Origin of the sequence: Kitasatospora dryopteridis (assembly GCF_050749075.1) — a bacterium.
In the GTDB taxonomy this organism is placed as follows: domain Bacteria; phylum Actinomycetota; class Actinomycetes; order Streptomycetales; family Streptomycetaceae; genus Kitasatospora.
This window is the reverse complement of sequence record NZ_CP192749.1, coordinates 2,793,858-2,806,735: the sequence shown is the minus strand read 5'-3', so window position 1 is coordinate 2,806,735 and position 12,878 is coordinate 2,793,858. Positions and strand designations below refer to the sequence as shown.

General features: G+C 75.3%; 9 protein-coding genes. 6 read left to right on the top strand and 3 right to left on the bottom strand.

Translation table 11 applies throughout. The features are described from left to right. The first annotated feature begins 28 nt into the window (after nucleotides 1–28). From truB to ACQ614_RS12715, 3 genes are all read left to right on the top strand, one after another. Entirely contained in the window at nucleotides 29–934 is a 906-nt protein-coding gene (truB, locus tag ACQ614_RS12725; RefSeq protein ID WP_431678644.1) for a tRNA pseudouridine(55) synthase TruB, read from the top strand. 212 nt (nucleotides 935–1,146) lie between these two features. Further along, the gene (locus ACQ614_RS12720) at nucleotides 1,147–4,524 is read left to right on the top strand and encodes a serine protease (RefSeq protein ID WP_431678643.1); all 3,378 of its coding nucleotides are present in this window, start codon (nucleotides 1,147–1,149) and stop codon (nucleotides 4,522–4,524) included. A 61-nt stretch (nucleotides 4,525–4,585) separates the two neighbouring features. Beyond that, nucleotides 4,586–5,533: a bifunctional riboflavin kinase/FAD synthetase gene (locus ACQ614_RS12715; RefSeq protein WP_431678642.1), complete on the top strand. Its 948-nt coding sequence runs from the start codon at nucleotides 4,586–4,588 to the stop codon at nucleotides 5,531–5,533. 60 nt (nucleotides 5,534–5,593) lie between these two features. On the opposite strand, the gene ACQ614_RS12710 is transcribed toward ACQ614_RS12715, so the two are convergent. From ACQ614_RS12710 to eccE, 3 genes are all read right to left on the bottom strand, one after another. After that, a complete protein-coding gene (locus tag ACQ614_RS12710; RefSeq protein WP_431678640.1) occupies nucleotides 5,594–7,774 on the bottom strand; it encodes a MinD/ParA family ATP-binding protein in 2,181 nt (726 codons plus the stop codon). Nucleotides 7,775–8,045: 271 nt separating this feature from the next. Continuing rightward, nucleotides 8,046–8,810 (bottom strand): hypothetical protein, encoded by a 765-nt coding sequence (locus ACQ614_RS12705; RefSeq protein ID WP_431678639.1) that lies wholly within the window; start codon nucleotides 8,808–8,810, stop codon nucleotides 8,046–8,048. Next, nucleotides 8,810–10,078 carry a type VII secretion protein EccE gene (eccE, locus tag ACQ614_RS12700; protein WP_431678637.1) on the bottom strand — a complete coding sequence of 423 codons (1,269 nt, stop codon included), beginning with the start codon at nucleotides 10,076–10,078 and terminating at the stop codon, nucleotides 8,810–8,812. Before eccE ends, ACQ614_RS12705 begins: the two co-directional genes overlap by 1 nt. 317 nt (nucleotides 10,079–10,395) lie before the next feature. Here eccE and ACQ614_RS12695 point away from each other — a divergent pair, with 317 nt between their 5' ends. The 3 genes from ACQ614_RS12695 to ACQ614_RS12685 all read left to right on the top strand — a co-directional run bounded on the left by ACQ614_RS12695 (nucleotide 10,396) and on the right by ACQ614_RS12685 (nucleotide 12,850). Then, on the top strand, nucleotides 10,396–11,988 hold the full coding sequence (locus tag ACQ614_RS12695) for a type VII secretion protein EccB (RefSeq protein WP_431678636.1): 1,593 nt from the start codon (nucleotides 10,396–10,398) through the stop codon (nucleotides 11,986–11,988). A 180-nt stretch (nucleotides 11,989–12,168) separates the two neighbouring features. Beyond that, nucleotides 12,169–12,477, top strand: a complete 309-nt coding sequence (locus ACQ614_RS12690; RefSeq protein WP_363496234.1) for a WXG100 family type VII secretion target — start codon at nucleotides 12,169–12,171, stop codon at nucleotides 12,475–12,477. A 79-nt stretch (nucleotides 12,478–12,556) separates the two neighbouring features. Next, nucleotides 12,557–12,850 carry a WXG100 family type VII secretion target gene (locus ACQ614_RS12685; RefSeq protein ID WP_431678635.1) on the top strand — a complete coding sequence of 98 codons (294 nt, stop codon included), beginning with the start codon at nucleotides 12,557–12,559 and terminating at the stop codon, nucleotides 12,848–12,850. Nucleotides 12,851–12,878: the final 28 nt, after the last annotated feature.

The window sequence follows — 12,878 nt, the reverse complement described above, 5'->3', positions numbered from 1 at the left end:
GCCCGAACACCTTTCGAAGAAAGATCCGATGAAGCGCAAGGGAACAGCTGCTGACGGCCTGGTCGTCGTCGACAAGCCGGAGGGCATCACCTCGCACGGGGTGGTCGCCAAGCTGCGATGGCTGGCCGGCACCCGCAAGGTCGGCCACGCCGGCACGCTCGACCCGATGGCCACCGGCGTGCTGGTGCTCGGCCTCGAGCGGGCCACCCGCCTGCTCGGCCACCTGATGCTCACCAGCAAGACCTACGAGGCGACGATCCGACTCGGGCAGACCACGATCACCGACGACCGCGAGGGCGAGATCACCGCCTCGACGGCCGCCGACGGCGTCACCCGGGAGGCGATCGACGCCGGGATCGCCGCGCTCACCGGCGACATCCTGCAGGTCCCGTCGAAGGTCTCGGCCATCAAGATCGACGGCAAGCGCTCCTACGCCCGGGTGCGCGAGGGCGAGGACTTCGAACTCGAGGCCCGGCCCACCACCGTGCACTCCTTCACCGTGCACGAGCAGCGCTCCGCCCTCGCCGAGGACGGCACCCCGGTGATCGACCTCGACGTGACCGTCGAGTGCTCCTCCGGCACCTACATCCGCGCCCTGGCCCGCGACCTCGGCGCCGCGCTCGGCGTCGGCGGCCACCTCACCGCGCTGCGCCGCACCAAGGTCGGCCCGTACGGCCTGGAGCACGCCCGCACCCTGGAGCAGCTGGAGGAGAAGCTCGAGGTGCTGCCGATCGCGGAGGCCGCCGCGGCCGCCTTCCCGCGCTGGGACATCGACGCCGAGCAGGCCAGACTGCTCTCGCACGGCATGAAGCTGCGCGCCCCCGGCCTGGGCGTGGACGGCCCGATCGCCGTCTTCGACCCGGAGGGCCGCTTCCTCGCCCTGGTCGAGGAGAAGGGCGGCAGCGCCCGCCCGGTCGCCGTCTTCGTCGGCTGACACCTGCCCGCGCAACCCCGGCAGGGCGTCTTCACGGCAGTGGGTGGCCGCTCAGGGCGGTACCCACTCACCCGGACGGGCGAGCGCGCGAGGTGAACCGGTGTCGTGAACGGCGCGCGCACGGTGGTGCGAGGTTCGGTGGGGGCAGACTGCCCGCGGCGGGAACGGCGGCCGCACCGGCCGCCTACCGACCCGGCGGGAGGGCGGCGCGGATGGCGGGCAGACACCAGCCGGGGGCGGCAGCACGACAGCGGCCGCCCGACCCCGGGGACGCACTCGTCGCGGTCCGCGACAGCGCCGGACTCCACCGCGGCCTCGGCTTCACCGCCGACCCGCAGGGCACCGTCGTCACCGCGTACGAGGTCGCCGAAGGCGCCGCCGGGCTCGTCCTTCACCTGCCCGGCGGCACCACCCGCACCGTCCCGCCCGACGGCATCGAGCTGCTGCCCGCCCACGGACTGGCCGTACTGCACCCCGCCGGGGGCGGCCCGGCCGCACCCGCCCTGCCGATCGCCCCGGACACCGGCGCGCCACCCCCGGAACGCCCCCTGGCGCTGCTCGGGCCGCCCGGCGCGGGCGGAGCGGCCACCCTGCTCCCGGTCACCGCGGTCGGCCGCTGTACGGCCGTCCAGCCCCTCCGGGACGGCTTCAAGGCCGTCCCCGGCGCCCTGCTGCTCGACCTCCCGCCCGGCACCGCCGACCCCGGCACGCCCGTGCTGGACACCGCAACCGGGGCCGTCCTGGCCGTGCTGGCCCCGACCCTGCGCGGTGACCGGCCCGGCACCACCGCCGCCGCCGCGCTCGCCGGCGAAGGCCTGCAGGCCCTGCGACAGCGCAACGCGGCGGGCGTCCCCTGCCACGGCACCGCCCTCAACCTCGGCGGTGTCCTGCAGCTCGCCGCCGTCCAGCTCGGCACCGCCAGCGCAGGCCCCTCCCGGATCGCCGACCTGGCCGCCGACCGGACCGACCGTACCGACGGCCTCACCGGCGAGGAGCCGCCCGACCTCCTGACCGTCCTGCTCGGCACCGCCGGCAGCGGCCGCAGCACCGAACTCGCCGCCCTCGCGGCCCGCCGTACCGGCGCCCGCCACCCGCTGCCCACCCTCTGGCTGCGCGGCGCCGACCTCGCGCCGGACGACGCCTCGCTCGCCGGCGCCGCCGGCCGCACCCTCGCCCTGGCCGCCGCCCGGCTCGGCGTCCCGGCCCCCGCCCCCGAGGACGCCGCCCGGCTCTGCGCCGACGCCGGCCGCCCCCTGCTCCTGCTGCTGGACGCCCCCGAGGAGGCCTCCGCGGCACCCTCCGACACCTGGTGGACCCAGACCGCGGACTGGCTCGCCGACCACCGCGTCCGGCTGCTCACGGCCTGCCGGCCCGAGACCTGGGAGCACCTCGCCGCCGTCCTGCCCGGCAGCCGGCCGATCGGCCTCGGCCCGCTGCCCGCCGACGCCGCCGACCGGATCGCCCGCCGCCACGGCGCCGACCCCGCGGCCCTCGCCCCCGCCGACCGGACCCACCCGCAGGCCCTGCGCACCGCCGGCGACCTGCGCGCCGCAGGCCTCACCGGCACCCCGGCCGGCCGCGGCGAGCTGTACGCCGCCCACCTCGACCTGCAGTGCCTGCGGATCGCCCGCCGGATCAGGGCCGCGGAGGACCGCCGCCCCGGCGCCCACCGCCGCGGCGCACCCCCGCCCCGCGGCGAGGACACCGGCCGGCTGCGCCGCACCGCCGCCACCGTCGCCGGACGCGTCCACGAGGCCGCCCGGCTGCTGCTCGGCGCCGGCCACGCCGGTCTCACCGGCGCCGACTTCGACCGGCTGTTCCCCGCCGACGGCGGCTGGGGCGCAGCCGTCCTCGCCGAGGGCCTGTTCGTGCCCGCCGGGGACGGCCACCGGCTCGCCCACGAGGACCACGCCGACTGGCTGCTGGGCCGCCACCTCGACCTCGACCGCGCCCTGGACCTGCTCCTCGGCCCGCCGGGGGAGCCGGCGGGCGGCACCCCGGCCGACCACGACGGCCACGGCGTGCCCCGGCACCGCGTCGGCCCGGTCGCCGCCGCACTGTGCCGACTCGCCGAGAGCGGCGAGCGCCGGGCCCTCGACGAACACCTGCACCGCCTGCAGCACACCCTGGAGACCGCCCCGCCGGGCTCCGACGCCTCCTGGTGGGCCGCCCGGCTGATCACCGACGTGGTGCCCGCCCTGCCCCGGCCCGCCGACCACCGCGCCCTGCTGGAACGGCTCACCCGGCACGGCGGATTCACCCCCGCCTGGTGGTCGACGCTGCCGCTGGCCCCGACGGACCGGCTGGACCTGCTGCGCCGGCTGGTGCGCACCGACCCGCCCGGCGGCCCCCACCGCGCCGCCGCCGAGGCCCTGCTGGCGGCCGACCCGGCCGCCGTCCAGCCGCTGCTGTGCGCCTGGTTCGCCGACACCGGCCCGCTCGCCGACGGCACCGGTGCCACCGTCGCCGACCTCGCGCACGACCTGCTGTACGCCCACCGGCGGCTCGCCCTCGACGAGTTGGCGGACGCCCTGGCCGCCGCCGCCCACCCGCGCGCCGACGCCCTGCTCGCCCGGCTCGCCGAGGACGAGCCCTCGGCGGTCTGCCGCGCCGTCGACCGCTGGGCCCACGACCCCCGCCCCGAACGGCACGTCGCCGCCGCCGTGCACGCCCAGCGCACCGCCCCGCACGCCGGTCCCGCCGGGCAGCGGCTGCTGCGCTTCGCCGCACTCGCCCTGCTCGCCCGCGAGAACGAGCCCGCCCTGCACGGCGCCGCACTCGCCCTGCTGCTCCGCGACCCCGACGACCGGGCCGCCCACCTGCCGCGCGCCCTCGAGGCGTACGACGCCGACGACCGCTTCGTCGGCGCGGCCGCCCTCGCCCCCGCGCTGGCGGACCACCCCGAGGAGGTGCTGGCGGCCGTCCGCAGCCGCCTCGCCCGGCCCGCCGCGCCGGTCGCGGACGGCCTGCGGCTGCTGGCCGGCGCCGCCGACCCCGGGACGGTCCGCGAGGGCGTCCTGCTCGCCGCCCGCCAGCTGCGCGAACACCCGGAGCGCGCAGGGCAGTTGGCCGCCCACCTGGAGGTCCTGCTGGCGGCCGGGCACGACGCCCGCCCGCTGCTCGCCGAGGTCGTCGCCGCCCCCGCCACCGTCCGCAAGGTCTTCGCCCCCGTGCTCGCCGCCCAGGACGGCCCCGACGGCCCCGGCCGCGACGCCCTGCTGGACGCCCTGCTCGCCGCCGAGCGCGACCCCGGCGTCCTCGCCGCCGTCCTGGACCGCCTCGCCGACGGCTGCACCCGCACCGCCCCCGAGCGGGCCCGCGAACTCGTCCGGCGGATCGCCGCACGCTGGCCGGAGGCCGACACCGCACTCGTCCGCGCGGCCGGGCGGACGGCCGCCTTCGCCCGGCTGCTCGCCGACTGGCCCGACACCGCGCCGCCCCCGCCCGAGGGCCCGCTGACCGCCCGGCTGCGCGCCCTCGCCGCCGCCGGACGCGACCCGCAGTACGCCGCGGCCGAGGCCGAACGCACCGGCCGGGCCGCCGAGGCCATTCCGGTGCCGAAGCAGGGACGGGCTCATGGCACGCTATAGGGGTTCGGGTTGAGTGTTCGAGCGCCTCCCGAGGCGCGGCAGAGGGACAAGGAGCGGTCAGGTGCAGCGCTGGCGTGGCCTGGAGGAGATCCCCGGGGACTGGGGGCGCAGCGTCGTCACCATCGGATCGTTCGACGGTGTGCACCGGGGCCACCAGCTGATCGTCGAGCGGGTGGTGGCACGCGCCCGCGAGCTCGGCGCCAAGTCCGTCGTGGTCACCTTCGACCCGCACCCCAGCGAGGTCGTCCGGCCGGGCAGCCACCCGGCCCTGCTCGCCCCGCAGCCCCGCCGGGCCGAACTGATCGAGGGGCTCGGTGTCGACGCGGTGCTCGTCCTGCCGTTCACCCTCGAATTCTCCCAGGAGTCACCGGAGTTCTTCGTCCGGTCGGTGCTGGTGGACGCGCTGCGCGCCAAGGCCGTGGTCGAGGGCCCGAACTTCCGTTTCGGCCACCGGGCCGCCGGCAACGTCGCGCTGCTCGCCGAGCTCGGCCGCGCCGACGACTTCGAGGTCGAGGTGCTCGACCTGCAGGTGAGCGGCGCCGCCGGCGACGGCGAGGCGTTCTCCTCCAGCCTGTGCCGCCGGCTGGTCGCCTCCGGCGACATGGCCGGCGCCGCCGAGGTGCTCGGCCGCCCGCACCGGGTCGAGGGCGTGGTCGTCCGCGGCGCCCAGCGCGGCCGCGAACTCGGCTACCCCACCGCCAACGTGGAGACCGTGCCGCACAGCGCCGTCCCCGCCGACGGCGTCTACGCCGGATGGCTCACCGCCGGCGGCGAGCGCATGCCGGCCGCCATCTCGGTCGGCACCAACCCGACCTTCGACGGCACCGCGCGCACCGTCGAGGCGTACGCCATCGACCGGGTCGGCCTCGACCTGTACGGCATGCACGTGGCCGTGGACTTCCTGGCCTACCTGCGCGGCATGGAGAAGTTCGACTCGATCGAGGCTCTGCTGGAGCGGATGGCCGACGACGTCAAGCAGTCCCGCGAGCTCACCGACACCGTCGGCTGACCGGCCCCGGACGCACCGCAGGCCCCCGACGTCCGGCGTCGGGGGCCTGCGGCGTTTCCGTCACTGCTGCGGCGGCGGGTATCCGTACCCGGGCGGCGGGGGCTGCTGGCCGTCCTGCGGCGGGGGGTATCCGTACCCCGGCTGCTGCGGCTGCTGCCACTCCTGCGGCAGCGGCTGCGCGCCGGGCTGGGCCGGCGGGGGCTGCTGGCCCCAGCCGGGCGGCGGGGCCTGGCCCGGCTGCGGCGCCCACGGCGCGCCCGGCGCGGGCTGGCCCGGGTAGCCGTAGCCCTGCTGGGGCTGCTGCTGCGGGTAGCCCGGCTGCTGCGGGTACGGCTGCTGCTGGGGCGGCATCTGCTGGCCGTAGCCCTGCTGCTGCGCCCAGGCGGCCTGCTGGGCCTGCTGGGTGCGGGCGATGTCCTCGCCGACCAGGGTGGCCAGCTCGAAGTACGCGTCGCGGACCTTGGGCTTCATCATGGCCAGGTTGACCTCGGCGCCGGCCGCCAGGCTCTCGTCGAACGGCACCACCACGACGCCGCGGCAGCGGGTCTGGAAGTGCGCGACGATGTCCTCGACCTTGATCATCTTGCTGGTCTCGCGGACTCCGGAGACCACCGTGATGCTGCGCTGCACCAGATCGGCGTAGCCGTGCGCGGACAGCCAGTCGAGCGTGGTGGAGGCGCTGGAGGCGCCGTCCACGCTCGGCGTGGAGACGATGATCAGCTGGTCGGCCAGGTCGAGCACACCGCGCATCGCGCTGTACAGCAGACCGGTGCCGGAGTCGGTCAGGATGATCGGGTAGTGCTGGCCGAGCGTCTGGATGACCTGGCGGTAGTCCGAGTCGTCGAAGGTGGTGGAGACCGCCGGGTCGACGTCGTTCGCCAGGATCTCCAGGCCCGAGTGCAGGTCCTGCGAGGTGAACTGGCGGATGTCCATGTAGCTGCGCAGGTGCGGGATGGCCGTCACCAGGTCGCGGATGGTCGCGCCGGTCTGGCGCTTCACCCGGCGGCCGAGCGTGCCGGCGTCCGGGTTGGCGTCGATCGCGATGACCTTGTCCTGGCGCTCGCTGGCGAGCGTCGCACCCAGCGAGGTCGTCGTCGTGGTCTTGCCGACACCGCCCTTGAGGCTGATCACCGCGATCCGGTAGCAGCTCATCACCGGCGTACGGATGATCTCCAGCCTGCGCGCCCGGTCGGCCTGCGCCGCCTTGCCGCCGAACTGGAACCGCGGCTGCTGCCGCTGCGCCTTCGGCTGGCCGCGCAGCAGACGGTCCGAGGACAGCTCGACCGCCGCGGTGTAGCCCAGCGCAGCACCGTGCGCCATGCCCTGCTGCGGGCCCGGCTGCTGGAACGCCGCGGGAGCCTGCGGCACCCCGCCCTGCTGCGGGTACGGCTGCTGCTGCGGGTACGCGTGCGGCTGAGGCCAGCCGCCCGTCCGCGGATCGACCGGCGGACCGGGCACCGGGGCAGGACCGGGCTGCGGCGCAGGACCGGGGCCCGGCTGCGGCGCGGGGCCGGGCACCGGGGCGGGACCGGGCACGGTGGGCGGCACAGCCTGTTGCTGCGGCCACGGACCGGGCTGCGGCGCGGGACCCGGCTGCGGCACGCTCTGCTGGAACGGCGGCGGGCCCGGCGGGCCCGGCGGCACCGGCTGCTGCGGCGGGGCGTACGCGGCGTTCTGCTCGGGCGCGGGCGGCCACGGCTGCGCCACCTGCTGCTCCGGGGCCGGCGCCGGAACGGGCGCAGGCGCGGGAGCGATCGGAGCGGGAGCCGGCTCGGCCGACTGCAGCTCGACCGCGGGCTCCGCCTCGGCCGCGACCGGAGCAGGAACGGGAGCAGGAACAGGGGCCGGCGCGGGAGCAGGGACCGGCTCGGCCACCGGCGGCACCGGCGCCTCCTCCGCGGTGGGCGCCACCGGCTCCGGCGACGGCACCGGCACGGCCGGCGGCTGCTCGGCCACCGGTACGGGAGCAGGAGCCGGGACGGGGACGGACTCCGCGGCCGGCGCGGGAGCGGGCGCCGGCACGGGCGGCTGCGCCACCGGGGGCTCGGGGGCGACCGGCGGCTGGGGCACCGGCTGCGGCACGGCAGGCGGTGGCGAGGGGGCGGGCGCGGGTGCCGGCTGCGCCGGCGCCGCGCTCTGGGTGTACCAGGACGGGGGAGCGTAATCGGGCTCGTCCGACCAGTCGTCGTCGTCCTCCGCCGCGTTGTCGCCGACGTAGACGCCGTCCCGATCGCTGCTCACTGGGGCTCCCTCGTTTTCGTCGACGCTCTTCGCGGTGGTCGGGCTACAAGACTAGGACGTGATCCGCGGTCACCTGAAGGCGGTACCGGCTGCCGGACCACGGCGGGCACGGCAGATCGTCGCACCGGGAACCGTCCAAAGGGTGAACGCCCGCCGCGCGGCCTCCTGCCTCCCCCGTCCCCGGCCGTGACCGCTCGAAACGGTCGCGGCCGACACGGGTGTCCGTGCCGGCCGCAGCGGGCACGGACGCCGTCCGTGCCATGAGGTGCTGTCAGTCCATCCGGCGGGGGCCGCCCAGCAGCTGGGCCTCGGCCTCGACGGGGTTGGTCATCACGTACTGGCGGCGCATCCGGGTCGCCCACAGGGTGATGTTGTCGCCGAGCGTCGGCAGCGCGGCGACCTCCTGGTCGCCGAGCGACAGGATGCGCGAGACGGTCTCCGCCTCCTGCGGCGAGATGCGCTGCACACCCACCAGGTCGGCCGAGTTGAGCACGCGGCTCGCGTTCGGGCCGAGGTACGGCAGCAGGGTCAGTGTGGTCTGCCAGGGAGCGGCCGACAGTCGGCTGCGCGAGGGACGCGCACCGAGGTCGCGGATCACCAGCACCGGGGACGCCACCGAGGCGCCCTGCGGGCCGAGCCGGCCGACCTGGTGGATCGTCACGCAGGGCTGGCCGCCGCCGGCGGCCTGCGCCATCGGCGCCCAGGCCTGCGGACGGCCGGTCTCCACGGCCACCCGGGCGCCGGTCGCCGCCGCGCGCAGGGCGATGACCTGGGCCGTCCACATGCCGCCGACCAGTACCACGTCGTAGGCGTGCGGGCGGAACAGGCCGATCACCGCGGGCTGCTGCTGCGGGTCGACGCCGATGACCACGCCGTCGTCGCCGACCGGGAAGGACAGCGCGCCCAGGTCCTCGGTGGTGAGCACGTGCTTCTCGCGCTTGGGGCCGCGCAGCCCGAAGCCGGGCCGGACGCGGACCGGCCGGGCCTGCTCGGCGGCAGGCTGCGGCGCCTGGGTGGGGTAGGACTGATAGGCCATCAGGACGTCCCTCCCAGGGGCAGCGTGGCGAGCAGGCCGGGCGCCTGCTCCAGGTCGAGGCGGGTCAGGCCGACGCCGGCGCTCTGCGCGCGCGACTCCACCAGGCGCCCGACCTGGGCGACCTCGCTCTCGCTGCGGCCGGTGACCCGGACGTGGCCGCTGACGGCGACCGAGCCGCCGGTGCCCCGGCTGGCCGTCAGGCTGAAGGTGCTCGCCAGCGCGGGCGTGCCGGTGACCAGGTTGACCATGTCGGGCGCGGAGATCCGGCCGGGGGCGCCGCCCGGGCGGCTGAGCTGCGGCCACTTGGAGATCCAGAAGGTGCTGTGCCAGCGGTCGTCGATCCGCCAGAACTTGCTGCTCTCCTGGGTGCGGCGGGCGGCCGCCCCGCCGCCGCCGCTGCCCTGGCGGCCGGCCACGGCCACCGGGTTGGCGCAGATCGAGATGGCCAGGGCGGCGATCAGCTCCTGCTCGTCGAGCACGGTGGCGGTGAACCCGGCGGCGTTGAGCCGGCCCGCGAGCTGGTCGGTGACGCGCTGGAGGGTCTTGCGGGCGCCCTCCTCGCCGCCGCCGCGGGCGAGCACCGCGGTGGACGAGGTCTCCGGGTTGAGCTTGAGCGCGACCCAGGTCAGCCGCAGCGCCGGGGTGGCGGGGCCGTCCTGCAGCTGCTGGTAGGCGCGGGCGGCCAGCGACTGGTCGGGCAGGTGCGGGGCCGGCGCGGGCTGGGTGTGCTGCACCAGCTGGACGGACTCCAGGGAGATGTCGTCGACCTGGAGCGCCGAGCAGACGATGTCGAGCGGCAGCGGCAGCGCGGTGCGGGCCGGGCGCAGCGGCTGGTCCTTGGCCTGCACCAGCAGCACGGAGGTGTAGAAGGTGCCGTCGCCGACCATGCCGGTCTCCCGGCGCATGGGCCGGCCGTCGCCGAGGTCGGTCTCGGTGACGTGGGTGCAGGTGCGCAGCGCGGGCTCGACCTCCAGGGCGGGGGCGAGCGCCGGGTCGGTGCCGGGCGGCGGCACGTTGTACTGCGCCTCCTTGCGGCGGGCCTTCAGGGCCGACCGGATGCGCAGCGCCTCGGGCAGGGTGCGGCCGCCGAGCGGGAGCAGGGCCACGATCGCCAGCAGCACGGCGGGCACGGCGAACGCGCCGGCCATCGCCGGGGCGATCGTCCAGCCGACCGCGACCAGGGCGGCCGCGACCTCCAGCATCACCAGCTGCTGCAGCTGGAGCCGGCGGCCGAGCCGGCCGGGGCGGGGGTGGACGCGCAGCGCCACCGGTGCGGTCGCGGGCGCCGCGGACCGGGCCCGACGGCCGCCCGGGTCGGCCCCCCGGCCTCCCGGCCTGCGGCCGTGCGAGGCGCTTCGTCGAGCTGGAGCGGTCTGGCTTGGCATCCCCCGATGGACCCTCTCTGATCAGATGTCACGGCCCGGCCGACCGGGCGGTGAACCCTACCCGTTACCGTACTCACCGTCTGCTGCGGCATCGTAGAGGGTTCAGCGCGAGCGGTGCCCGCCGGGTGGCAGACTCGCGCACGGCGAACGTGCGTTGACGGACGTACAGGCGCCGTACAACAGGGGAGACGGGGACGAGCATGGCATCACGCAGGGACGAGCTGAACGCGTACAACTTCGCCCGGCGGCGGACGGTGGGCGCGTTCCTGCAGCCCGGTGGCGGGGGCAACGACGAGGACGCGCCGCGCCCGGTGCGGGCGGTGCTGCCCAGCTTCGTGGTGGCCGCGGTGGTCGTGGCGGGCTTCGGCATGTGGGGCGTCATCAAGCCCAGTGCCCCGATGAACTGGGACGACGGCAAGAACATCATCCAGGGCAAGGACTCCACGACCCGGTACGTGGTGCTGGAGGACCCGCAGACGCACGAGAAGGTGCTGCACCAGGTCCTCAACATGTCGTCCGCCAAGCTGCTGCTGCCGGCCGGCTCCAAGGTCGTCCAGGTCGCCGACAAGGTGCTCGACAACTACAAGAACCACGGCGCCACCATCGGCATCCCGTACGCGCCGGACAAGCTGCCGTCCTCCGCCGACGCGGGGGAGGCGAAGAAGTGGTCGGTGTGCGACCGCCCCGGTGTCGACACCAGCCAGGTGAGCATCAACCAGGCGGTGTTCGTCGCGGCGGGCCAGGACGCCAAGGTGCTGTCGGACCCGGCCAGGGTGCTGCAGGAGGGCCAGGGGCTCTACGTGCAGGCGCCGCCGGTGCGCAAGGGCGACGAGGGCAGCAAGTACCTGGTCGACATGAACGGCGTGAAGCACGCGGTCGGCAAGACGGATCTGGAGGGCCGCAACCGGAAGGCGCTGGAGTCCGGCCTGTTCGGCGACGGCGCGCAGCCCCAGCAGGTGACCAAGGCCTGGCTGGACACCCTGGAGAACGGCGATCCGATCGTGTTCCCGGAGATCAAGGACCTGAACAAGGAGGTCAGGACCTCCTCCAACGTCCCGATCAGCAACACGCAGGAGCGGTTCGTCGGCCGGCTGCTGGTCTTCCAGAACACGTACTACGTGGTCGGCAAGGAGAAGCTGTTCGTGGTGACGCCGTTCCAGGCCGAGGTGATCCGCAACAACCCCGACCTGCAGGTGGCGTACGGCCGGGCAGCGACGCCGAAGGCCACGGAGATCTCGCCGAAGGACAACGCCGAACTGGCGTCGCTGGTCGACAAGTCGATGCTGGACACCGGCGACCTGCCGGACGCCAAGCCGCAGCTGCCGCTCAACGCCGGCCCCAAGGGCACCCGCACGGTGATCTGCAGCACCTTCGAGGGCTACGACAAGGGCGCCGTGAAGCGCACCGTATGGGCGCACACCGACTATCCGGCGAAGGTGTCGCTGGGCTCCGCGAGCGCCCATGTGACGCCCGGTCACGGCCTGCTGTACCGCGCGGTGGACGGCCAGACCGGCCCGGGCGCGCAGGACAGCTCCGGCACCACGTTCCTGATCACCGAGACCGGGCTGCGCTACTCGCTGCAGGCCAACAACGACGGTGGCAACGGGCCTTCGCCGGCGCCGAGCGCCGCGCCGCAGCAACAGCAGCAGGGCAACGGCGAGGAGAACGGCGCCCAGGCCCGGCTCGGCTACAAGACCGTGGTGCCGACCATGGTTCCGCTGAGCTGGTCGATGCTGGTGCCGGCCGGCGGTTCGCTGAGCACCAAGGCCGCGGAGACCGCTCAGACCGCGTGACGCGACGTCAGGGCGGTTGCGTGGCGGCCGTGTCATGGTCTGGTAACTACCGGTACTCCGGTGTTGGGTGACTTGCGCTCGGCGGCTACAGTGCTGGGGACACCGCAACGTGGTGTCGCCGGGTAGGCCGTATCGGCACTACCCGAAAACAAATGTCAGTCTCATGGGGGACGGTGGATCATGGCTGGTCAGTTCAAGACGACCGCTGAGGAAATGAATGCCTTCGCCAACCGCATCGGCGAGGTGAACGCGCAGGTCCAGGGCGAGATTCAGCGGCTCAACTCGCTGGTCGACTCGATCAAGTCGGGCTGGCAGGGTGCGGCGGCGCAGGCCTACCAGCAGATGCAGACCCGCTTCAACGAGGACGCCACGGCGCTCAACAAGGTGCTCGACGAGATCAAGCAGGCGATCGAGGCGACGACCAAGCTGTACGCGCAGACCGAGCAGGACCAGCAGTCCTCGATGACCGGCGTCGGCGGCTCTTTCTGATCCTCGCGGGTCCGTACGGCCGCGGCCGTAAATCGGCCCGCGTGTCGGGTCGCGCCGATTCCATCGACTAGGAGACACCATGTCCGACCACATTCTCGTCAATTTCTCCACCATTCAGAACTCCGCGTCGGAGATCCGTCAGACCGCCCAGCGCATCCAGTCGCAGCTGGACGAGCTGAAGGCCGGCGTCCAGCGCATCGCCGCCAGCTGGGAGGGTGCGGCCCAGCAGGGCTACCAGGCCCGCCAGGCCGAGTGGGACAACAAGGCCGCCGACCTGCAGCAGGTGCTCGGCCAGATCGCCACCACGCTGGACAACGCGGCGCAGAGCTACCAGGCGACCGAGTCCAAGAACGCGAACGTCTGGGGCGCCTGAGCCCCTGCCGCCTCGCGGCGCGGCTTTT

Excerpts from the sequence above, each read along its gene's own strand:
- ACQ614_RS12720 (WP_431678643.1), top strand. The coding sequence starts at position 1,147 with ATGGCGGGCAGACACCAGCCGGGGGCGGCAGCACGACAGCGGCCGCCC.
- ACQ614_RS12695 (WP_431678636.1), top strand. The coding sequence starts at position 10,396 with ATGGCATCACGCAGGGACGAGCTGAACGCGTACAACTTCGCCCGGCGG.
- ACQ614_RS12690 (WP_363496234.1), top strand. The coding sequence starts at position 12,169 with ATGGCTGGTCAGTTCAAGACGACCGCTGAGGAAATGAATGCCTTCGCC.
- ACQ614_RS12685 (WP_431678635.1), top strand. The coding sequence starts at position 12,557 with ATGTCCGACCACATTCTCGTCAATTTCTCCACCATTCAGAACTCCGCG.
- ACQ614_RS12705 (WP_431678639.1), bottom strand. The coding sequence starts at position 8,810 with ATGGCCTATCAGTCCTACCCCACCCAGGCGCCGCAGCCTGCCGCCGAG.
- truB (WP_431678644.1), top strand. The coding sequence starts at position 29 with ATGAAGCGCAAGGGAACAGCTGCTGACGGCCTGGTCGTCGTCGACAAG.